We start from the raw sequence: 22706 nt of genomic DNA on the forward strand, positions 1-22706 counted from the left end.
TATTTAATTATATTGGAATCTCCGATTTTCTTCCAGTTAAAAGTTGTAAACTACCGTTCTTTTTTACCTATATTTATGAGAAGGAGGTGAAGAAATGGAGATTGAAAAATTCATCGAGTTAGTTCCTAGTTTTGGATTCCCTGTAGTAATCACGTTTATGCTATTGAAGTATCTTATGGACAACATTAAGGAAAAGTTTGATACGTTGGATCGGACCTTAAAGGAATTGATTGATTTGATCAAAGATAAGAAAACGCTACCTTGAACACTACAAAGTGTATTGGAGCTTGACCGATCTCAAATAGATCGGTTTTGTTCTATGAATAATCATAATCATCTGATTAGATGAATAGATATATTGAAGGAATGAGCAGCGCATCGTTAGAGAAGTAGATATTTAAGTTAGAGCTTGAAGCGTAGTTTTATTTTTAGTCGTAGATACGTAGATAATTATGAATTTAAATGAGATATAAGAAACAGAAAGTTAAACTACCTAAAATTCGGTATGAATAACGATTTAGTTTACATAATCATGCTAATTTAGTGAAATACAGATCATCTGTTCTTGTTTTGAGTAGTAACACTATTGTGTCACACAATAGTGTTACTACATGCTGATCTAAAAAGCCTTATCATATAAGGTTTTTTTAGTTTTTCATAGAAAGTTATTTATATGTCGCATAATAGTGTCACATGATTGTGTAACTATATTTTTCTTTACATCTTCCAATAGTGTCCACTATAATTAGCAATATAATCCTCTCAAAAGGTATTGAGTGAGGTGATCAATCTGAAATACAACGGAGAACATGCAGAGGATCAGCTAGATGAATACGACGATTTGCTCTTCTCGGAAAGAACCCTTTCGTTCTTTCGTAGCAAGCTAAATGATTTTGCAATAGATATATTCTTACTGATTGCAGTTACGAATAAAGAGAACAAAGGATTTATTAAGACGAGGATAGATGATTATCGTGATCGTAGATTCTTCATTGATTCTGCATTAACTGTATTGGAAGCGCAGGGATTCATTAAACGTGGAAAAGTCGGAACTATGGCTCCTTATTATTTAACTAATAGAGGGAAGCAATTGCTGGGATTAGTAATTAAAGAACGAAAAAATATGAGTGAAAGAAAGGAATAAACAGATGAGCAAAATTGATGTGAATAATCTGGGGCATCTACGGAGAATGATCTCTCCATATGTCTTTTCTGAAAGCATTTTAAACGAAATAGATCGACTTCCAAACCAAGTTATTATCGGGTTAGGTCAAGGTGGTGGTCGGATGGCAGCAGAATTGTCGCGTTGCGGTCACCCTACTTATCTTTTCAATAGTTCAAAAAGTGATTTAAACGAACATAAAAACCTTATTCCTGATGATAGAAGGATTGAAACACCTTCTAAACGTTTAGTCGGGCTCGAAGGTACGGATAAAAATGCAAAACTTGGCTTTGAAATAGCTAAAGAGAACATTGATTTATACAAGCAAGTTGCAATACAACCTGATGTTCAATTAGCCGATTTCGTATGGGTAACTGTTTCTTTAGGTGGAGGTAGTGGAAATGGGGCCCTCAAAGTTATTATGGAGATCTTGTCCAAGGTTAGGGAAAGAAAACAGCTGCCAGGTGGGAAAATTCCTTTAGGTGTTATTTGCTCCCTTCCTTCTACTGATGAGCGTGGGGTTGCGTTTAGAGATAATGCATTAGCAGGCATTTATGTTATACAGGATCTCATGGCTAAAGGGAAAATGGGCGCGGCTCTTGTAATCGATAACGAGAAACTAAAAGATTACTATGAAAATGGAGAGCGAGTTCAGGGTGTCGATGCTCGATCTTACACAAATATGGTTGTTGCCTCAACACTTTACGATACAGCTGCTCTTCCTCTTCTGGAAGGTAGATCTGTCTACGATAAAACTGAATTGTTATCTACTTGGTCTACGCCTGGATGGTTATCAGTATCTAAACGATCGATTCCACTCAGTGATGACGTAATTTACAAAGCTGAGATTGAGAACTTATTTAAACGTAATGAAGTCCTTGCAAACTATAGACTAAATAATGTGCTGACAGGTGCAATTGCAGTTATCTACCCGAATAACCGTAAGATTTCCCCACAAATTGCAGATGACATTTACAGAGATACTTCAGAGATTCTAAATACTCGGGTTAATCATGCAATCTCGAAAAACGATCGTCTATATAATGAGATTCTTTTGTATGGTTTAGCAGTAGTTTCAGATCCTCCACTCCGTATTGAGGAACTAAAACATGAGCGTGAGGAATGGCAAGTGATTGAGGAGGAGCAAAAACGAGCAAGAGAACAGACTGCTGCTGGTTTGAGCGACTATAATGACTTTTTCTCAACTAATACTTCGACTAATACAAATCAAGGAGGACTCCTGACTCTTGATGATCTGGATGAACGAGACACTGAAGACAAACCAGCTGCACTTGCTGATTTAAGTGATCTTGATGATCTAGACCTCTAAAATAGAAAGTAAAAGGTGGCTCTTTAAGAGCCACCTTTTTTGTCTTATTCATTTCCACTTTCTAATGTTGCTGCACTTTCATTTAAGGGAAACTCTTTCAGCCCGTTATCAATGTAAGACTGGATAAACGCTTCTTTATCTTTCTCACTAGCAAAGAGATTTTTTAGGGCTCCCCTACTCTTCCACTGTTCTATAGCTTCTAGCCTTAACAACCTCTTCATTTGCTGTTGTTTAAGCTTAAACTCTAGGTCAAGGTTTCTTTGAATAAGCTCTTGTTGTTTAGTTGTTCTCTCATCAAGCTCAGCTTGTTGTGAAGCAAGTTTTTCCTGTTCTTGAACCAACCTCTCCTGGGTTACCGAAAGCTCCCCTTGCTTCTCGAGTTGTACTTTGTGTTCTTCAGATATTTCCTTGAATTGTTCACCAATGAATTCAATACCTTCAGCAATATCACTTTCGAATCTTTTTTCATTATGGTCAATGTAGGCTAGGAATGCACTTTTGAGTGTATCTAAACTTGAAATATTATAGATCTCGCCAGAGTTTATCATAGAAACAATAGTGTCTGGAGACATTCTGGCAGCGGAGACCGTTGATATTCCAGTAGTCATCACTTTAATGTCTTTCTGAGAGTATTTATTACAGTATCTTAAAGTAGCAACGATCTTTGCTCTAATAATCGCATATACATCCCAAGTCCATGTATTCCCGGTCTTTTGTACGTTCAAGTAATCAATAAGATTATCCTCTCGTTTCGCGTTTAGCCACCAACGCAAACGGGCATCATCGATCTGATGGTCCCCTGTTGGAGATTTTAGAAAATCATATGATTTGAGTATCTCAGCTACTTTGGACGTAGAATACCGTGCTGTACGGTCCAATTGAAGAATATCTGTGCTTACCATTTCAAATTTTTCATGGTTTACGTATTTGTATAGAATATCCGATTGTTCAAAGTATGATTTAATTTCCTCACTAGGACCAACCTCTTCTATATTCCGTGATTGGTTAGCGGTTGTGCTGTTGTGCTGCTCGTTAGTATCAGTCATATAATCCCCTCCTACCCTACTGAGAATAGACTATAGAGCCGTTCCTGTGGGCTTATGTAAGCTCTGCTTTACAATTTTATATCAAAGACTACGTCCACGTCTAGTTTATTCACTTAAATCTACGTTGGTTTACGATTAAAGGCTAAATTGTTAGAAAAGATGAATATCTACGGAAGAATTCAACAAAAAAAGAGCCGTAGATAACATTTCTACGGCTTGAATGAGGAAAAACAGCGTATTGGATAACGAAGACTGTATCTACGCTAGAATTTTATACACAGATCTAACGTAAACTACGGTCTACGATCAGATGAAGGGTATATATTATGAAGAAAAGATGTGTAGACCGAAATCTCTGGTATGATTAGATGAATTCTCTACGGCTACATTTAAATATTGTGACTTTGATCTGCGTTAGTCTACGATCTAATCATAAAATGAATAAAAAGTGATTAGCTCAATGATTTAATATTTTACCGAAGATTAAATATCTACGAATGGATTGTTGTTAACCTTGAATAAATTATAAATGAAGATTATGGATGATTTTATCTTCTTAATTCGTAGATATTTATCTACGTCTTCGTAACGATTGATCAACCTAATCTTCTTTGATCTACACGTATATTTAACAACATATCGCTATCTTTTTATATTCTTATTAACAAATTCTAAGGTGAGCTTTCCATTCATAGAAGCAGCATCTAGCATTAACTTAGCTTTGTAGGCTTTTCCCGATTTGTTTTTGAAAGAAATAGTGTTGGTTTTACCAGAGGTGAGAAGGTCACTGATATTTTTGGAGGTTAACTCCTTACCATATTGCATTGAATTGATTTTAAAGTCGCATTCCGTAGACGTGCAAAGATATGCGAATCTTTCGGCAATAATACTTTGATTTTTGCATTTGGGGCAGTTACCAATTGTATTCATAAATTTAGCCTGGCTAATCGTAGATGTACCATTTTTTAAGCAAGATATAATCTTTTCCGTAAATTTAACGACAACTTGTGAGAAGGCTCTATCTGATGCTTTGCCTACTGCTATTTCACTTAAACGTTGTTCCCATTTAGCAGTCATCTCTGGGCTGGTTAGCACATTTAAACCGAGATTACGAAGCATTTCAACGAGAGTATTGCCTTTGTCTGTAGGTTTAAGTTTCTTTCCATCAACTATGATATATTGCTTTCTTTTTAGATTTTCAATGATCTCAGTTCTTGTGGCGGGAGTACCCAACTGTATATAGCTCATTTCCGACTTTAACTCTGCATTAGTGATATGCTTCCCGGCCTTTTTCATGGCATCAATTAGACTTCCCTCCGTATAATAACCTGGAGGTTTAGTTTCTATTGTTTTGCCGTCCGCTTTGGTACATACAGCTAATTCCTCCTCATTAAATGCAAAATTAGATCGTAGATCATAATCTTCGGTAGATTTATCTCCTTTATCTTCGGTGTTTTTGTTATTATTTTTTTCTTCATTAATGATTTTCCATCCAAGAGAGATTAGTTCTTTGATGTTTGTTTTAAATTCAAATTGATCTACGATGCTAAGTATACGATGGAGTTTATACTTTGCAGGTGGATAAAAGTGAGTCAAAAATCTTTTCACAATTAATGAATAGATATTTTCTTGATCCTTTGTTAGATCATGTGGAATCTTCTCAGTTGGAAAAATAGCATGATGATCTTCGATTTTGTCGGGGCGACAAAGGTTTTTGTTTTCTGGGTTTACATAACATTTATCCCCGTTAATAGTGAATGAACTATATTTACTATTTTTAAATAGATCAAAGATTTCATGCATAACAGCCAAGTTGTCTGCAGCAACATAATTAGATGTTGTACGTGGGTAACTTATGGCCTCTAATTGTTCGTAAAGCTGCTGTGCAATATCAGCTGTCTGTTTAGCTGTATAACCAAATTTCTTGTTCGCCTCAGTTTGGAGCAAGCCCAGATCATAGAGTAGGGGAGGTTTCTCTAGAGCTTCTTTGGATTCGTAGCTTTTCGTTTTGGCAATCTTTCCTTGTACAGTCTGAGCAATCTTATCTACCGTTAATTTTTCCGTTATAGGTTCATCAATGTGTAGTGTTCCAGAATAATTTACTTGTTGCTGCTGCAACTCTACAACAACAGTGTAATAAGTTCTGCTTTTGAACATAGTGATTTCTTGATGACGGTCATAAATCATAGCCAATACAGGAGTTTGTACGCGTCCAATACTAATCACATTCTTGGATCCCCCAAACTTCGTAGTAAATGCTCTTGTTCCATTCATTCCAATTAGCCAATCTGATGTAGATCGAGATCTCGCCGCTTTATACAAGTTATCATACTCTGAACCATCTTTAAGATTTCGGAACCCTTGGGTGATAGCCTCTTTTGTCAGTGATGAGATCCATAAGCGTTGAAAGGGGAGTCTAAGTTCAAGGTATTCATAGATGTATCTAAAAATCGCTTCACCTTCTCGGCCAGCATCTGTACAGTTAATAATACTTAATGAAGATAAAGCTAGTTTTTTAATTAACGAAAGTTGTTTTTGAGTATCTTTGTTCGGCACTAGTCTAAATTGCTTAGGTACAATGGGGAGATCATCAAAGTTCCACATTTTGAAACGTTCTTCATAATCTTCTGGTTCAGCGAGGCTAACCAGATGTCCAAAAGCCCAGGTAATGTAATAGTGCTCACTTTTAAGATATCCTTGTTCTTGTTTAAACCCTCCCAAGGCTGTTGCTATTTTTCTTCCCATGTCCGGTTTTTCAGCAATGATAAGTATCAAAAAATATTCACTCCTTTAACTGTATTCAAAATAATAATTAGATGTATATTTTGATTTACAACCTAATTAAATGTAGTATTATTAAGTTAATATTTCAAGTGATACTTTATTTATAGGGAGAATTGTCGTATGGAAGAGGGCGTTACGAATTCGCTAGAATTCATACCCGATAAAAGGTTTAACAAGCTTAAGCAGCTTCAAAAATTGATGCTATCATATTGTTATCGAAAAATTGAATATGAGCCACATCTAAATGAATTGAATGATCTGGAGCGAAGAAGGGGACAGCGGAAAACTTGCGCACAAGCCCTCATCATCATAAAGATGTACAGTATTACTCTGGCTGAATTAATCGATGATGTTGTCCTATCGATAAAATGGATTGAAAGAGAACGTTTGGTACTTAAGCAGATGGACTACTTAAGTTGTGAATTAGAATGGTTACATAATAAGTTGAATGAGCTCTACCAGGATCGATCTCATACCGGTGAAGCGATATTAAAGTTGGCTTATTTGCTTAGAAACCTACGGATTTCTCTTTCAGAGATTGAGATCAAAAATGTTTTATCGTTAAGTAAAGCTGACTGGGATAAACATGAGTTCATTTGCAGCCAACATAAAGTGAACAAAAGAGATATATTTAACGTCCTTATTCTATCTGTTGTGGGTCCTCCTGGATTAAGAGATCAGGTATTAGATGCTGCTCTTCAGCACGTTTTTTCGGATGAGAAAACGAGGAGGAAAATAGCCTGGAATGCAGAATCACTTTTCGGAAGTTTAATATAGTTTTGGCTGAAACACTGCGAGTGGGTAAGAATTACCTTAGCTTGGATTCTGCCATAAGCTCAATGATGATAAGAAGCGAGAGGATGCAAACATGAAAGAGCCATAATGTCATGTAATAATGACGTTATGGCTTTTTTTGTTCGCTTAAATCCTTCAGAGGATATAAAATTATAGCAACGGAGGTGAGGTTGTGTCATTTTATAAAGAACAAGAGTATGTAGAATACCTTCAATCAAATAAGAAAAAGCAGCTAACCATAAGATCATATTCTGATGAAATTCATAGCTTTATGGCATGGTTCAATAAAAATTATCCAACAACAGAATATATGCAAATTTCTCGGCCTGCTATTGTGAGTTATTTAGAAACAGAAAGAATTGATAAAAGCGAAGGTACTATTGATAAAAAGATCTCGATACTTCATTCATATTTTGATTTTCTATGGAGTCAAGGGTACTTAGCTGGGACGGATCCGGCTAGTAAAATAAAGAGGTTAAAGAAAAACATTTCAGAAACTATTGTCCTTACACCTTTAGAGCAAACTAACTTACGAAACTGGCTTGTGGATGTCCCTATAACCAAAGTATACAAAGCATATCGTGACCGGGCTCTATTGACGCTTTGCTTATCAGGTGGACTGACAGGCCGTGAGCTGCAGTATCTGAAGTTAGAGGACATTGTACAAGATAGAGATCGTCTCATTATTTCAATAATAGGTGAGAAGCGAAGAGATGTGGCCATTTATAACGAAGATGCCCATTTCATTGTTAAATATATAGGAATGAAAAAGAATAAAGTTGATGCCCCCCCATACTTATTTACTAATCACAATAGCGAACCGGTGTCACAAAGGGTAATCCAATTCATTTTCTCTAAGATAAGCAAAGAGATTGGTTTTCAAGTTTACCCGAGAATTCTGAGAAATACATTTGCAATTAATAAGTATAAAGAGGGATTTTCCAGTGATGATGTATCGGCGCTTTTGGGTATTATTAACTGGAAGCCGATTGATGTAAATGAATGATTAATGCTTTAGTGAGCTGATGTGGTAGAGGGGAATATCTCATTTACGATATGATTATTAAATATCATTATTCCATTTTTTAAGTAGACTTAATAATCTGGTCCATGATTTTTTTACTATTCCCTTTCTCTACTTCATGTACAAAATCTAGGAGTAATATAGTGATCAATTCCTCTAACGTCAATTGGAACTCTGGTATAATTTTACTCATATCGTAAAGGAATATCTCTCCACGCTCTACATACTTCCGATGCATTTCAATACGTATTATTTTTGTCTTTACTTTAGCTGGAACTTTCTTTTCGACTAATGCCCAGTGGTTTGGGTTTATTTGTTCAAATGAAGTGACTGTCTTATTTGAGTTTTCCTCTAATTCTTCCTTTTTCTTAAGTACTTTTGTACCTAGTGTGGAAATTTTAGCTGCATGACGAACCTGATTTAAAAACTGATCATATAGAGTACCTACCAAGTCTTCGATAGTGATCATGATTGAATGATCTGTTAGTTCCATGACGTCATCTAAAAAAGATTTAGCTCGTAGGATTTCATAGTGAGGAAGTCTGATATCCAAGTAGCAGCGTGAGTATTTTTCGAACTTGCCAAGTAGATAGGAATGGATGCCGCGCTTTTCATCGGCTAATTCATTTAACCCTTTCGACAATAGATTAATCTGGCTTAAAGATCTCATTACTAGTGTTCCTCCTAACAACTGTTTGTAAATATATCTATTATGCTGAGGTCGGTTTTATGTATATTTTCAAACGAAAGTGGAAATAGATTTAGTAATACAATTTAAGGAGAAGTACATTGATGGATAAAAAATCAGATCTCAAAGAAACGGCACTGAAATTTGTACAAAAGACTCAAAAGACTTCTAAACGGCTGGGAATACGTAAACCTCTGAAATCAATAAAATAATACATGAGAAACTGTATTTACATGAAATACACTCCGAAAAAATCAATATTGGAAACCTTTCAGGTTTAACTAATTGATTTTTTCAGGGTGTGTTTTTTCACCGTTTTAAGCGACGAAGATATCGATATAAAAAGGAATACAGAGTAATGGAGTTCGCAGTGGTTTTCACAAGTCAAATATCGAGGTGAGACTTCATTGGTGACCGGACAACAAAAAAGGCCACTTCAAAATTGAAGTGGCCTTTCTCAGTATTCCGTTATAGTCATAAATTAGTGCTCTGATTCTTCATACTCCTTCCGAGCTTCACCAACTGAAATTACATCAAATTCTCCGTTAATCGCCTTAACAAGCAGCTTGATCTGTTCCGATGAATAGCCAAGCCGTTTGGCCCCAAGAATCGCATAACCCAAGCAGGCTTCATTATCCCACTGTCCATCGCTAATCATTTCCTGAAAATCCCGATTCACCAAAGAGCGAAGGTAATCAGAACGGTTATTGTAGGATTTGACTTCCAAGTGTTCCCACAACTGTTTGGTCATCGTAAGTGAAACCTTTTTGGTGATTCCCAGGGAGGGCCTGCCCATAGTTTTGAGTGGGAGCTTCAGTTTCCCGGTAGCAAGATCAAATCTGCAATCAACACATAAAATAACTTTCTCATTATTGGATAACAAATCAGTGGTATCATTTGTACTGCCACAATTCATGCATTCCATCTGCTGTAATTCTCCCTTTACTTTAAGTTACCTAAAGTATATAGTTTAAGTAACCTAAAGTAAAGCGTGAGGTGATTCCGGTTCGAAAGGAGGTATTGGACCGTTGGTCGACTTCTCTAAATAGAAGATGCCAAAAGTGCGGTATAATAGATTTACGAACCGACAGTAAATAGTTACGTAAGACGCAAAAAATCGTCATCTTCTATAATTGAAAATTGAATGAACTACAAATGACTCAAATTTTTTGATTCATTCTTACAGCACCTAGTTGAGAAAGGACTAGATCATAAGACAATTGCAAACTACAAAGCGAGCTGGAGTGAATTTTCAAAATGGATGTTTCAAGTAGATCCGCATCTTAAAGATCGAGGTACAGTCATTCAAAGATATATTGCAAATTACAAACGGCACATGCAAGAAGCTTGAGGAAGGAATGGAAAGCAAAGATGTCTGTTCGTGCAGTCCAACATATCGTGGAAAGGTATGGGAAGCGAACGAGGATGAAAACTCTGGCTTGTCACAGCATGAGGCATACTTTTGGAAATGAACTTGTTAACAGATAACCCATCCGTACTGCTGGATCAGGTGGCACTGTTAATGGGACACTTCAAAGAAACCGGTGATCCCAATATTCTTCAAAAGACTATAATTTACACAACACCAGGATTCAAGGACTTTACTGTAGCTGTGGAGTCGACCAGCTGGACTTCATGCTCCGGGAGCTGGAAGCGGCTCCGGCCCACGTTAACATTTAAATGAATAGTTCAGAACTACTTAAAGGAGAGTGTAATGATGAATAAAGAAAAAATAAGAGAAAAGTTTTTGGCGGCTCCAGGGAATTCTTTTGCTGTGGCATTTCGTCTAGTTCAAAAAGCAGCTGCTGAAAACGAAAATCCGGAAGACTGTATTCAGCTCATAGGTGAAGTAGCGAAAGAATTCGGGGTTGATATAAGTGACTGCAGCTATTGAATTTCTATGTCTTTCTTCAGGTGGTTTACGCGTAATACCGCATTGAGGATCTGGAGATTGCAGCGATGTCGATCAGGTGGGCATAAAATTTGAAAGAGGTAGTTGAAAAATGGAAAATGGGAAGTTGGGGCGAGGTGGTACATTGACTGTGTCGTTACCGGACAAGTCTAGTCGTTTACCGTTGTAGAGGTGGAAGGTAGAAAATAAGAAACCATTATGATAGATAGGGCTGAATATTATTGACTAAACAATATATCGCAAGTATTAAAAATAACACAAGAGGTTCATGGGTAAGTTCCGTAGCTCCTCATAAAAACACAACTCAATTATGGCTCAAGCCTAAGATTACTCATAGTTATAGTGATACTCTTTTGAAAGAAGAACGTCTTATATTCAGAGATGAACAAAAAGCTGAAAGTGTGCTAAAAACATTAAACTCAATTTATCCCGATACATTCACTCTCGTAATTGAAAAGGAAGATGTTTTTATGAGTGAAGCTGGCTTTCCTACTGTATGTGTAAAACCAGAACAATTTCGAGAATTGCTGACACAACAAATCAATGAATTTATCAGAATTGAAAAGAACGAAACTGGATTAGAGTATCAGCAAAAGTCGTACTTTGTACGTGGTCAGATTAAAATGACAACCTGTCTCATTGACGATGAATGGAAGAAATACAAGGAGACGGGGCGCAGCTACTATGAGTTCCTATTTTATTTAGTAATCAAGTATGAGTTGCTTGGGGTATATCGAATTAACGAGCTTAAAGCGGGTGACTAAGATTGTTGAAGTTTTGCCAGGGCAGGAACCTGTTATAAAGGACGTTCCGTCACTACTAGGTACATATTGGTAAGAACTGTTTGAGAAGCGAGGCGCGATCATGTCAAGCTAGGGAACAATTTATATTTGACTGTAGGGGATTCAACAACTCTCACTGGCAAGCCGGTTACTTTACCCATGCTTTCGATCGGCTCAAGTTACTGTTTGTGGATCAGCCGTCTTTATGACCAGGGTTTGGGAGGAGGGCGGCGAGACATTGACGAGTATAAGTCAGTTACTCACAGACCATTTTTCTCCAGAAGGTCATAGTTCGGTCCGAGAATGTTTTCGATCCCACAACACTTTCATTCGGTTACATGTCCAGATCCCAAGGCTACTATCTCCAGTTGGTTAATGGAAAGGTTTAATGTATCTGCAATCACACAGGTTCACGGTGAAAAGATAAGCTTTATTATGAAGATCGATCAAGAAGTTTGATAAACCGTAAAATTGTGTTGGTGCAAATAATACGTCTGCAGTGGAGTCGATCAGCTGTGTCCCTGGGTTTAAATTATCTAAAATTGGAGTAGATCTATGAATAGTGAAGCTGTTAAAACAATTGATAAAACGACTAGAAAACGTACAAGGTCTATTGCTTTAAGTATTATTGCTATTATGCTTGTTGCCCTGGCCGCCCTTCCGCTATACACGTATCTAAAACCCATAGAATTGAGAACATATGAACTACCCGGAAAACTTTACCCAGCACAAGAACTATTTCGTTATCCATCTGAGGACTCTATTTATATCCCTAGCGTGAATGTGGTAAAAGTAAGCCGATTATCTGATTATCTTTTTCTTAAAGTGCAATACGGGGGGTTACTTCAGGAGTTTGAAGAACCGAAACAACAGGAAGGTCTTCCCTATGAACCACAACTTGATCCACCTGGGAGTTTGAAGTTCCCTGATACAGAACAAATAAGAGAAAGTCTATTATATGTTGCTCTACCGGCGTACATATCAGGAAGCAATGAAGCGAACGTTCCAATTCAGTATGGATATGAGTTTGAAATTGGGGGTGTCCCTTCGGAAGTAGATAATGAATTGTTAGATTTATTAGGTTCAACTATCGTAACCATAGATGACTATCCTCCTACACTTGAAAAAGTGGAGGAAATATTGGCTTCTAAGGAACTTCATAAAATCGAAGGAAGATCTTATGATGGGAAAACTGTTTTTCTAGAAACTGCGCTGTATGGTACTACAGTTAACGTACACTATACAATAAAGGAATTATGGAAATTTAGCGACTTAATGAAATTTGACTTAGCCAATATCGAAGGGAATTCAGGTGGTGCTGCTACGGCCTATGAAGTTATGCTTAAACAAAGAGAAGAACCACCAAAAGACCATGGGAAATTTCTTATTACTGGAGCAATCGATGCAGAGGGGAATATATCAGGTGTCGGGGGAGTAAAAGGTAAAACATATTTGGCCATAAAGAATTCAATTCCGGTAATGTTTGTCCCTAAGGGGATGAATTATGCAGAAGCAATGGAAATGAAAAGTCTGATGAAGAGTGACATTGATATCGTTCCAATTCAGAAGCTCGGTAATATTGAGGCATATTGGTTGTGAAAAGAAAGTTCTAATTGGCGTGATCAGAAATTCAGTTTTACACAGTGGAAGTTCATTTTAATAAATAAAGTTGACTTAAGGGGATTTCAATATGATCAAGGATAGAATTCAAGAAATTGAGAGATTAAAAAAGCTTGTTACTGATGCTGCAACAAGTAGTGGATCGGGGCCAGATGAAGAATATAAACAATTGCGAAACAAGATTATTAAATCACAGGCACTAAAAGACTTACTCCCCACATTCATAAAAGATAGCCGAAGCCTCATGGAGATCTTTAATCATTTCAAAGCTATAATACCAGGATATGCTGAAAGAAGAGAGCATATTAAGAATGCGTTCAGTAATATTTTTGATTATTTAGAGAGCGTTCAGGATAGTCCACTTGACGGAGTTATCGGGGAAAGGCTCTCGGGGGAAAACATCCATGAGTTTGTTCGGCACAACTGGGACAAGGCATTGGCTCGAAGAGAGGAAGATCCTGAAGGAGCTATTACAATTGCTTCTACTTTGATAGAGCAAACTATTAAGTTCATTCTAGACAGTGAAAACATTGATTATAAAAAAACAGATGATCTACCTACACTTTACAAAAAAACACATACTGTACTGAATCTATCACCTGATGGTCACACAGAAGAGACTTTCAAGCAGATATTACGAGGGTGTACATCGATCATTCAGGGGTTAGGAAGTTTGAGAAATAATGATGGTGATGCTCATGCTCCAAGTACTAAACGGGCGCTGCCTGGAAAGCCTGTTAAACCTGGCGTTCGTCATGCTGAGTTATCAGTTAATTTATCTGGAACGATGGCAAATTTTTTAATATCTACTTGGACCCATAGAAAGTTGAAATAAATAAATTACATTTGGAGGTTTGTCCATGAGTCAAGTTGAGTATTCTGAAAGTGATTTATTTTTAAGTACTTTAAAGGAATATCTTGAATCAGAAGGTGAAGAAGATATACTAAAGCATTTAGAGCCTTCTAAACTGTCTATAAATTATTCTGACAGATTTAGTGGTCGACTGTGGAATCAGAGAAGCGCATATGTGGATCTTAAAGTTGCAGTACGTTCTAAAAAAGCTTTAGAGGCAGATGATCTATATCACAGATTAAATAGATATTGTAGTGAGCTATATGAAAACACAGATGAGTATGGGTATGCAGGCTTGAAAATTGGAGTTCTCGTAGGGTTAACGAGTACAAGTAACAACGAAAATAGAGATATCCAATATTACAGCAAAAACCAAGTTTACGAAAATTTGAGGACGAAAGTTCATAATAGTACTTTGGATCCAATTGAGGAAATGTATATACTTGAGGCTTGTGCTTGTGCAATTAGTGGACAACGATTAGCAGCAGTAACAATGTTAGGCTGCGCGGCGGAGCAATTGCTGCTATTGTTGTCGAGATCCTACCTGCAGTATCTGCGAAAGCATGGTTCAGAAGCTGAGTCTAAAAAGTTTGATGAAAACGTTGTACAAGCAAAAAAAGCACACGCTAGATTAGATGGTTTTAAAAGAACTGTTAGCAATCAAGAAAGGTTATTTGAGTCTCTTGGTTTAGAGAATTCTAATCTTCATTTTCAGTATTTAGACTTTTTACGACAAATAAGAAACGAGTCTGGCCATCCAACTGGGATCAGATTATCCGAAGAGACTATGAACTCATTATTTGTTAATTACCAACTACTCATTGATCGCGTTCACCCATTGATCCTTAGTATTCCTATCGCGAATCCTGTTTAAGTTATCTTCAGATGGAGCTGAGAGGTTATGACAGGTTATTAATTAATAAACAGCGTCTATCCGTTGATAGACGCTGTATTTCTATGAAAAGGGAATGTCAAAGAGGTATTCCAATCTTATATCTCAAAAGAGGCGGAATTATGACCATTAATTCACGATGAATTAGAGTTGTATATAGTAAATGTTACGAATGTCTTGGACTGTGTGGATTGGAACATTACAGATGTAAGAAGGTATAACGATGGGGACTTCGCAGGCTTTAATAAATTGATGTTTGACTTCTCCAAAATACCGAATGACACCTTTATGTTTAAAATAAAAGAGACTGCTACGGTGGAAGTGTTTGTGACAGATTTATTCAAAAAAGTCGTAGAGCAACATAAGTTTAAAGGTTTGAATTTCTCGGTCATATACGATTCCGAGTTTAAACAGAAGATGGAAGATGAGGAGCAACTTTTGTATGCTCAAGCCCTTGAAGTGATTGAACGAAATAAGGAAGAAGAACATTCCTATGAAGACGCCTGTGAACTTGTAGATCAGGGAGAAGCCATGGTTAGTGGCCCGTGGAAGATGCAATTGGATCAGAAGGGACAATTCTGGCCTGGTGAGCTGCTTAAAGATTTGTCTTATCAATGGATCATGCCAGATTATATTCCGCCGGTGTTGCTTTTAAAGTCTTGGCAAAAGGTTGAGAGATCAGAAATGTAATTTGAATAGTTTTGGGGGATGAACATGAAGGGCTCGAGACGCAATATTACTGTCTATGGTTGAAACTCAACCCATACAAGGATATTCGTGATTTTTAAAATTATTTGGAAGCATAAGTTTGCCTTGAGTCGAAATTGGAAGAAGTAAGTTTGCAATAAGTTTTTGGAAGCATAAGCTTGCCAAAGGGAAAACTTATGGGTTAAGTCTCAGCGGTCCTCCCTCTTTTTCAGTCCCAAAATCACACTTTCTAACCTTCGATAATGTTAATTTATCGAGGGTTAGTTATCAGGCTTGGTTTTTTGATAAATTCCATGTTATAGTTAACCATAAAATAGCAGTTAACCAGTTAACTATGCATTATATAAGGGTTTATTGGTTAACTAATTTATATTATGGAGGACTATTATGAACAAGACAAAAGGATTCAAAATGGATGAAGAAAAGCTCGAAGAAGTGAATGCGCGCATTTCGGCGACTGGATTGGAATCAACAGAATGGCTAGAATCCTTAATGGCGTTGGAGACGCTTCACAATATAAGAAAGAATGATCCGCGTATTGAAGAAGATTTAAAGGACCTGGAGAAACATATGAATGTGATCTACAGTCTTTTTATCCGAATAAATCAAAAAGCAATAGAGGTAGTTGAGGAAACAAAGGTCGACTTGGATGAAAAGAACGAACGGCATGCCATTGAGCTTAATGAGTTAAATAGAGAGATAACTGAACTGAAAAAAGAGGTAGCAGTCCTAAAACGAGATAATTCTCTTCTTGCTGAACATAAGGATGAGGCACGAATTGAGGCTGAACGTATTAAGAAATCAGCAGATACTTTGGAGCAGCTTAATAGACATATGGCAGAAGAGAATAACCGTCTAAACATTCAATTAAATGAATTGCAGAAGATATCTGATGAGTATCTGGAGTTAAAAGAGACGATAAATACAATGGAGCAAAATTATCAAAGCAATATCACTGAACAAAACGTTGTAATAAACCAATTAAATACGGAACTTACTGAAAAAAGGAATCTGATCGATAAACAAGTTGATGATTTAAGGAGGAGAGAAGAAGAATACGAGAAGAAGCTGAATGAGCAGAGGAAAGAAATTGAATTGGAGTATAAAGAGAAGTTATTAGAAGAACGTATGAAAATTCAAGAAGAGACTGCAGCAAAGATTAGTGAATTGAACCTACAACATTCTAGATCCATGTTAAAATTAGTACAAGAGGTTAACGGTGAAAACAAAAAGAGTAGCGATGGAGATAATCCCTCTATTAAAGAATAAATAGTTCTATAAGTATTTATATAAATTAAGTTAGATAGTAGAAGGGGGAGGAGAATGGAGAATCACCCTATTGATCCTGAGGGATCTCAAACACAAGTATTTTTGTCATTGAAAAAAGAAGAACTCATTAAGCAAAGTAGACAGTTAATTTCACATTCGCAGTCAGTGAATACAAACAAGGCATATCGTAGTGACTTTGCATTGTTTGAAAAATGGTGTCGTGAATATGACTATATTTCTTTGCCAGCAAGTGAAGAATGTTTGGGTAACTACATATCCGATCTTGTTCTTCATGATTATAAAGCCAACACTATTTCAAGGAAATTGAGTGCTATACGTTTTGCACACGAAACAGCGAAGATGGAATTTCCGTTCACTTACTCTATTCAACAGATTCTTGCTGGTACCAGGAGACACTTAGGAACAAAGCAAAAGGGCAAAGATCCAATAACAATCCCGATGTTGCAAGAAATGGTTCATGCTATAGATGGAATAGACAATGAAGTGAAAAAAAAGAGGGACAAGGCGATACTTTTAATAGGCTTCATGGGTGCCTTTCGTAGAAGTGAATTGACCGGAATTGATCTGGAAGATGTTACACTAGTTGAAGACGGTCTTATGATTGAATTGAAAAAGTCAAAGACGGATCAGCTTGGTGAGTCAGAGAACTTAGCAATTCCTTATGGCCAGTTCGATCACACTTGTCCAGTTCGAGCTTATATTGATTGGGTTTCAGCAGCCGGAATTGACAATGGTCCATTGTTTAGGAGCATTAATCGCCACGGAAAGATTTCAAGCAATCGACTATCCGATGGGGCAGTTGCTGAGATTGTGAAAAACTACGCCGGAAAATGTAACTATGACATTTCGAAGTACTCTGGCCATAGTCTTAGAGCTGGCTTTGTAACTACGGCTGCTAAGGCAGGTAAAAGCGAGTGGGCAATTGCAAAGCAGAGCAGGCACAAATCAATGACAACTTTAAGAAGATACATTCGGTTGGGGAATGCCTTTGAACAAAATGCAGCAGATGATTTAGGACTGTGAATGAGCTGAACTTAACCATGATTATCATTCAATATCAATTTTGACTTCTTGTATATGGCTTGGTTACAGTGCCTAGATCAGCATTAATGGCCGATGCTACCTACTCGTGTAGATACCGCTAAGTGTATACTAATAGGCTTGCTGTTATTGAACTAACAGATTGGCTGCAGCTGACATATGAAAGCCAGAGCATATAAACATGTAACAAACCAAGGAGGATATTGCGTTGTCTTCATTAAAAAGTGATCCGGTCATTCAGGATGGAAACGAAGTTCTTTTGCAGTTAATGGAGTCATCGCTTTCAGACAAAGTCAAGATCAATCATATTTGCTTAAATCCAATTACAGGTGAACAATTAACTTTTCAGGACTTAGTAAGGATAGAAAGTTTTTTCAACTTTGTTTTTCTTATACATCAAGATGATGTTAAAGATACTCCCATTATTCATCCAGAGTTTATAAGATACCCAAAGACAATGGGGATATATACTGTTCCAAAGAGGCTAGAGCCAACTTTTAATGGCAGAAAGTGGTCCCGTTATGTCGAGCTTGAAGGTATGGAATATAGGGCTGCAGAAAATAATGTAAGGGCCAAACACGCATTTAAAGAATATACGAACGTTAATCTGACAGATGCAAAGAGAAGAAATAGATTATATGGTTATACCGTCGCACATATCTTTGGTGGCGCAGATAACCCTTTGTTATTTTCAGCTGGCTTTAATTTAGCCCTCATTAATGACGGCTTTGCAAAATATACTGATGAACAGCACTTAGATCCATTAATATACTGGGCATTGACTTCCGCCGCTTTTCTTCTTCATAAAACTACAATACATTCACACATCAATCTAAAGTCATTACCGTTTGTTGGTCCGCTAATACCTAAAATTCAAGATGGAAAGTACCAAAAACAGAAACATCGTATTCAATTTCAAGTTGTTCAGCCATTGAATTTTTGGTTTCCAGTGAATGTGGTTAAAAGGAACGATCAATCTTATACCGTGTTGCTGGTAACCCCTGAATAAAACCTCCAAACAAGTGAAGTAACATAAGGCGGGAGTTGGGGGGCTGAGTTCGTAAGGTTCAAATATAGAAAACAGCGACTTCTCTTGATATTGGAAGTACTGTATAGGGAGCGTTTTCGGCGGTACTTTTACTTTTGTAAACGTGTTATATTATGGAGGTTATTATGCAGATAATCATATAAATGTGAGGGGGAACACATATGTTGAGCGAGGGTGATTTTTCTAATTTAAGAATAGAAAATATCTTAGGGAAGATGATTTACGTTTTTGATAAGCATCACTTTGCATTACCAGTATGGGCTTTAACTGCAGATAAAAACAAACGGCCTTATAATCTTATTAGTTTTGATTATCATACTGATACTGTCGCTCCTTTTAATAAATATGCTTTTAGAAAAGTATATGAGGACAAGATGAAGAGTTCGACAAAAGATGAGTTTCAACTTGCAAATGAGATTATTTCGGAACGAATATTGAAGGTGGATACAGACGACCTGTCTTCCTTATTAAACGCTGTCAAAGATTTAGAGTATGATGAACATATTACGACAGCTCATGAGCTAGCTATTATTAACGAATATCATGTAATAAACAAAAGTGACTCAATAGCAATGTTTAAAGGAGAGCACTTATACACAAACGATTCCTTAAGCTATGAGATTGGTGAGATAGAATCTAATTCCTGTGTAGATGACAATTACATAGAGCAAACAGGTTTTAAAATACCGGAAAAACCTTATATATTAGATTTTGATTTAGACTATTTTCCGAAACGCTCATCATTTTCACCCGAGAGGTCCTCATTTCTAAGGCAAATTATTGAGAATGCAGAAATAATTACAATAGCTCGTGAAAGAGAATGCTTTGATGATTTAAAACTTGAAGAGTTCGAGGTGGATGAAGCAGAAAAGTTACTGTTAAATTTTATTGCTGCAGTCCTAGAAGAACCGAAATAGGGTAATGGTTAGGGTCTAACTTTGTTGCAGAGGTTGGACGGATAACTTAGAGATAGCTGAGATGGTGTAGTAGTAACTAGTAAAGCGAGGGAATTATGAGAATAAAGAAGCGAGTTCCATATTAGGAACTCGCTTTTTCCATCTTATTTTTCATCCATTTGGCGTTGAGCCGAATCTGAGAAGATGACTTTTACCGCTGCAATGATCTTATCCTTGTCTCCCTTGGAGAGAGGCTTACCATACAATTGTAAGCCGGCATCATTAATTAAGGATGTGAGCTCCTTTAATTCAGGAGTGTCCGGATGGAAACCTTTTTTATCTGCAGCATAACCAGCTAGGTAATCAGGAGTCACATGTAAAGCAGCCGCAAGAGAGTAGATATCTTCAATCGATGCAGATACACTTCCCTGCATAATTTCTGTGATTTGTTCCATGGGGATTTCGGTTTTTTTAGCAAGAGAGACGAGATCCACAGACTCCTCTTCTATCAGTTGTTTTAGTCGTTGAAGGAAGATTTCTTTTCGTTCAATTTCCGTAATGTCTGGAGTGTCGGTTTTTACAATGCCTGCCTTTTGAAGCAAAGTCTCATAAGGGATATTATATCCTCTTGCAAATTTAGCTAATTTGTCTGTTTGAACAATGATTTCTTTTCCCGAACGCGGGTCAACGCCACTTTCAACATTCTTAATGTAAGAGTGACTTATTCCTGTTACTTCCATAGCTTGTCTATATGAATATTTCTTTTCTTCTCTGACCTGTTTTAAGTATTGTCCTAAAATGGCAGATGGTGAACTAGTAGCCGAATTAGGTTCAATAGATACATCTTTATTTGTAGTGGTCATAAAAAGTGCCGCCTTTCGAGTGTCTTAAAATAGTAGAAAAATTATATTTACATCAAGCAGCCAAACAACTCTGATCGATGATCGCCATCATATTTACTAATTACTGCATTCAAATGTAAATCTTCGTTTACATTAGTGATATTTTGTGTAATTCTTGGTTGACACCTATACTAATCATTAAGTAATATATTCAATGGAAGAGGTTCTTATTCCTCCATCTGCAAATGGAGGCCTTATTTCAAAAGGATATTTAACTACATATAGATTATTACAACTGGCAACTGGAAAGGAGAACGTTCTTTTGACTGTAAGTCACTCCGCTAAACTTAAAATTAGAAACAATGTCCGTTCATTTCGAAAAAAGAACGGTGAGACTCAAAAGGACCTCGCTGATGCAGTAGGCGTTACCAGACAAACGATCAGCAAAATTGAGAAACAGAATCATGTGCCGGATTTTACATTAGCCATTCATCTAGCTTTCCACTTTAAAGTAATGGTGGATGATCTATTTGAGGCTGATATGAAATAAAGTGTATTCAATGGATTACGAAAATGTACACCGTTGATTACATTTTAGCACAAAAAAATGACTAAGAATAGCACGATGCAAAAAAAAGTTGGTCAGAAAATTAAGCATAGTAAAAAAAAGAGGTGGGTTGAGAATGCATTCGTCTATTGAGCTTTTAGCCAGTTACCAGGGACATCGAAGTAAAGTCCTTAAAAACAAGCGGGTTAAGCAAAATATTACCTTCGATGATTTTCTAAGTCCGGAAGAAACCTATGAACTTTTGAGTCATCGAGGTATGAGCCGAATCATCTCTTATTGTAATTATGCGATTAACTCTATTGGGTTCCCTGTAGGAGAAAAGATCGATGATGAGCAACTTAGCCAACTTCCAACATTGGAACAGTGTATTGTAAAACTAGTAATTGAGGATCGTAAAGGTTACCAGGAGATTGAAGAGTTATATCCAAGCTTGCAACCGGCTGAAATCGAGCGATTATTCAAAACTGCTCTGCGAAAGCTTACGAAGCATATTCGAGATAGTAATCCGAGTAAGAATTAAACCTTGGGGAGGAAAAGACTATGTGGTATGCATTACAAGTTAAAACAGGCTTTGAGTTAGAGATCGCTCATCGGTTAAATCAGTACGCGGTGGTAAAAAAGGTGAATGGATTGATTCATGGGATATTTGCTGGAGTTAAAAAAGTTGTAAATTTAACAACTAAAGGTCGTAAGCTAAATGTGGATTCCGTCCTTTCAGGATACATTTTTGTAAAGCTTGAGGATCTGTCGGCAGAGTTGTGGCACTTTTTTAAGGAAGTTCCGGGTGTTTATAAAGTGTTGGATTGGTCCCCAATCTCATCTGAAGAGATTGAACACTTACATAACCAATGTAAGGGTGAAGTCGAAGTTGAAGTTCCTTTTAAGGCTGAAGAACCTACTGTAAGTCATCAATCACTAGATTCATTACACAATCCAAACACTGTTGAATCTTGTCAACAATCTATTGAAGAAGAAACAAATGTAACAGAAGATTATCAAACAATTTATAATTCTGATATTGATGCGGATAACAACGTAGAAAAGTTAAGTTTGTTTAGCCTAGCCTTTGATATCGTGCGTAAAGGCAAACGCACATTGATGAGAATTCCTATCTCTCTATACCGGGAAGTAAGGGAATGGGACACTGGGCTGACAGAGTTGCGGAATGAAAAAAGCCCGCGATATGTGTGGAATTCGCTTGTGAATTATATGAAGTCAATGAAAAGGACTAGCAACAAAGTGTTAAACGAATAAATGCAGATAAGGCCTGTTTTTTTGTGCTCAGTATCTTCCTGTTCTGTATATGTCACGGAAGATAATTTCGTTAATTCTTTCTTATGAGTGCATTTTAATGCAGCCTATTTCTATCTTTAATCAAATAATCAAAAGTTTATAGTAGTGAAGCACAGCTAAGCATTAGGAGGT

24 protein-coding genes are annotated in these 22706 nt (G+C 36.9%); 19 read left to right on the top strand and 5 right to left on the bottom strand.

Going from position 1 to position 22706, the window contains the following annotated elements; genetic code table 11:
* The first annotated feature begins 94 nt into the window (after positions 1–94).
* The 3 genes from P364_RS37665 to P364_RS0129695 all read left to right on the top strand — a co-directional run bounded on the left by P364_RS37665 (position 95) and on the right by P364_RS0129695 (position 2492).
* Positions 95–265 (top strand): hypothetical protein, encoded by a 171-nt coding sequence (locus tag P364_RS37665; protein WP_161634274.1) that lies wholly within the window; start codon positions 95–97, stop codon positions 263–265.
* A 516-nt stretch (positions 266–781) separates the two neighbouring features.
* Positions 782–1144, top strand: coding sequence for a hypothetical protein (locus tag P364_RS0129690; RefSeq protein WP_024633649.1), 363 nt, complete (start codon positions 782–784; stop codon positions 1142–1144).
* A gap of 4 nt (positions 1145–1148) precedes the next feature.
* Complete coding sequence (locus P364_RS0129695; RefSeq protein ID WP_024633650.1) at positions 1149–2492, top strand: cell division protein FtsZ; 1344 nt, start codon at positions 1149–1151, stop codon at positions 2490–2492.
* Positions 2493–2536: 44 nt separating this feature from the next.
* On the opposite strand, the gene P364_RS0129700 is transcribed toward P364_RS0129695, so the two are convergent.
* Both P364_RS0129700 and P364_RS0129705 read right to left on the bottom strand, forming a co-directional pair.
* Positions 2537–3538 (bottom strand): hypothetical protein, encoded by a 1002-nt coding sequence (locus tag P364_RS0129700; protein WP_024633651.1) that lies wholly within the window; start codon positions 3536–3538, stop codon positions 2537–2539.
* Positions 3539–4180: 642 nt separating this feature from the next.
* Entirely contained in the window at positions 4181–6313 is a 2133-nt protein-coding gene (locus P364_RS0129705; protein ID WP_024633652.1) for a type IA DNA topoisomerase, read from the bottom strand.
* A 129-nt stretch (positions 6314–6442) separates the two neighbouring features.
* Between P364_RS0129705 and P364_RS0129710 the strand changes: the two genes are divergently transcribed.
* Both P364_RS0129710 and P364_RS0129715 read left to right on the top strand, forming a co-directional pair.
* The gene (locus tag P364_RS0129710; RefSeq protein ID WP_024633653.1) at positions 6443–7099 is read left to right on the top strand and encodes a hypothetical protein; all 657 of its coding nucleotides are present in this window, start codon (positions 6443–6445) and stop codon (positions 7097–7099) included.
* A gap of 190 nt (positions 7100–7289) precedes the next feature.
* Positions 7290–8123 carry a tyrosine-type recombinase/integrase gene (locus tag P364_RS0129715; RefSeq protein WP_024633654.1) on the top strand — a complete coding sequence of 278 codons (834 nt, stop codon included), beginning with the start codon at positions 7290–7292 and terminating at the stop codon, positions 8121–8123.
* A 79-nt stretch (positions 8124–8202) separates the two neighbouring features.
* Here P364_RS0129715 and P364_RS0129720 read toward each other — a convergent pair whose 3' ends face one another.
* Positions 8203–8811 carry a hypothetical protein gene (locus tag P364_RS0129720; RefSeq protein WP_024633655.1) on the bottom strand — a complete coding sequence of 203 codons (609 nt, stop codon included), beginning with the start codon at positions 8809–8811 and terminating at the stop codon, positions 8203–8205.
* Between the two features lie 499 nt (positions 8812–9310).
* A complete protein-coding gene (locus P364_RS37920) occupies positions 9311–9754 on the bottom strand; it encodes a hypothetical protein (RefSeq protein ID WP_024633656.1) in 444 nt (147 codons plus the stop codon).
* A 543-nt stretch (positions 9755–10297) separates the two neighbouring features.
* On the opposite strand from P364_RS37920, the gene P364_RS0129735 reads away from it, so the two are divergent.
* The 11 genes from P364_RS0129735 to P364_RS0129785 all read left to right on the top strand — a co-directional run bounded on the left by P364_RS0129735 (position 10298) and on the right by P364_RS0129785 (position 19892).
* Complete coding sequence (locus tag P364_RS0129735) at positions 10298–10513, top strand: hypothetical protein (RefSeq protein WP_236642457.1); 216 nt, start codon at positions 10298–10300, stop codon at positions 10511–10513.
* 30 nt (positions 10514–10543) lie between these two features.
* Entirely contained in the window at positions 10544–10723 is a 180-nt protein-coding gene (locus P364_RS37465) for a hypothetical protein (RefSeq protein ID WP_152532768.1), read from the top strand.
* A gap of 239 nt (positions 10724–10962) precedes the next feature.
* Positions 10963–11505: a hypothetical protein gene (locus tag P364_RS38345; protein ID WP_024633658.1), complete on the top strand. Its 543-nt coding sequence runs from the start codon at positions 10963–10965 to the stop codon at positions 11503–11505.
* A 573-nt stretch (positions 11506–12078) separates the two neighbouring features.
* Complete coding sequence (locus P364_RS0129750; protein WP_024633659.1) at positions 12079–13122, top strand: S16 family serine protease; 1044 nt, start codon at positions 12079–12081, stop codon at positions 13120–13122.
* A 91-nt stretch (positions 13123–13213) separates the two neighbouring features.
* Positions 13214–13978, top strand: a complete 765-nt coding sequence (locus tag P364_RS0129755) for an abortive infection family protein (RefSeq protein WP_052016829.1) — start codon at positions 13214–13216, stop codon at positions 13976–13978.
* A 25-nt stretch (positions 13979–14003) separates the two neighbouring features.
* Positions 14004–14870, top strand: a complete 867-nt coding sequence (locus P364_RS0129760) for a hypothetical protein (protein ID WP_024633661.1) — start codon at positions 14004–14006, stop codon at positions 14868–14870.
* A 168-nt stretch (positions 14871–15038) separates the two neighbouring features.
* The gene (locus P364_RS0129765; RefSeq protein WP_024633662.1) at positions 15039–15578 is read left to right on the top strand and encodes an imm11 family protein; all 540 of its coding nucleotides are present in this window, start codon (positions 15039–15041) and stop codon (positions 15576–15578) included.
* A gap of 405 nt (positions 15579–15983) precedes the next feature.
* Complete coding sequence (locus P364_RS0129770; RefSeq protein ID WP_024633663.1) at positions 15984–16865, top strand: hypothetical protein; 882 nt, start codon at positions 15984–15986, stop codon at positions 16863–16865.
* Between the two features lie 54 nt (positions 16866–16919).
* A complete protein-coding gene (locus tag P364_RS0129775) occupies positions 16920–17909 on the top strand; it encodes a site-specific integrase (protein ID WP_024633664.1) in 990 nt (329 codons plus the stop codon).
* Between the two features lie 226 nt (positions 17910–18135).
* Positions 18136–18936, top strand: a complete 801-nt coding sequence (locus P364_RS0129780; RefSeq protein ID WP_024633665.1) for a hypothetical protein — start codon at positions 18136–18138, stop codon at positions 18934–18936.
* A 200-nt stretch (positions 18937–19136) separates the two neighbouring features.
* Entirely contained in the window at positions 19137–19892 is a 756-nt protein-coding gene (locus P364_RS0129785; protein ID WP_024633666.1) for a UPF0489 family protein, read from the top strand.
* Between the two features lie 143 nt (positions 19893–20035).
* On the opposite strand, the gene P364_RS36390 is transcribed toward P364_RS0129785, so the two are convergent.
* Positions 20036–20734 carry a helix-turn-helix transcriptional regulator gene (locus tag P364_RS36390; protein ID WP_024633667.1) on the bottom strand — a complete coding sequence of 233 codons (699 nt, stop codon included), beginning with the start codon at positions 20732–20734 and terminating at the stop codon, positions 20036–20038.
* Positions 20735–21035: 301 nt separating this feature from the next.
* Here P364_RS36390 and P364_RS38350 point away from each other — a divergent pair, with 301 nt between their 5' ends.
* The 3 genes from P364_RS38350 to nusG all read left to right on the top strand — a co-directional run bounded on the left by P364_RS38350 (position 21036) and on the right by nusG (position 22535).
* Positions 21036–21263 carry a helix-turn-helix transcriptional regulator gene (locus tag P364_RS38350; RefSeq protein ID WP_217506324.1) on the top strand — a complete coding sequence of 76 codons (228 nt, stop codon included), beginning with the start codon at positions 21036–21038 and terminating at the stop codon, positions 21261–21263.
* A 133-nt stretch (positions 21264–21396) separates the two neighbouring features.
* Positions 21397–21801, top strand: a complete 405-nt coding sequence (locus P364_RS0129800; RefSeq protein ID WP_024633669.1) for a hypothetical protein — start codon at positions 21397–21399, stop codon at positions 21799–21801.
* Positions 21802–21821: 20 nt separating this feature from the next.
* Positions 21822–22535, top strand: a complete 714-nt coding sequence (gene nusG / locus P364_RS0129805; protein WP_024633670.1) for a transcription termination/antitermination protein NusG — start codon at positions 21822–21824, stop codon at positions 22533–22535.
* The last annotated feature ends 171 nt before the right edge of the window (positions 22536–22706 follow it).

Source organism: Paenibacillus sp. MAEPY2 (assembly GCF_000499205.1).
Taxonomy (GTDB): Bacteria; Bacillota; Bacilli; order Paenibacillales; family Paenibacillaceae; genus Paenibacillus; species Paenibacillus vandeheii.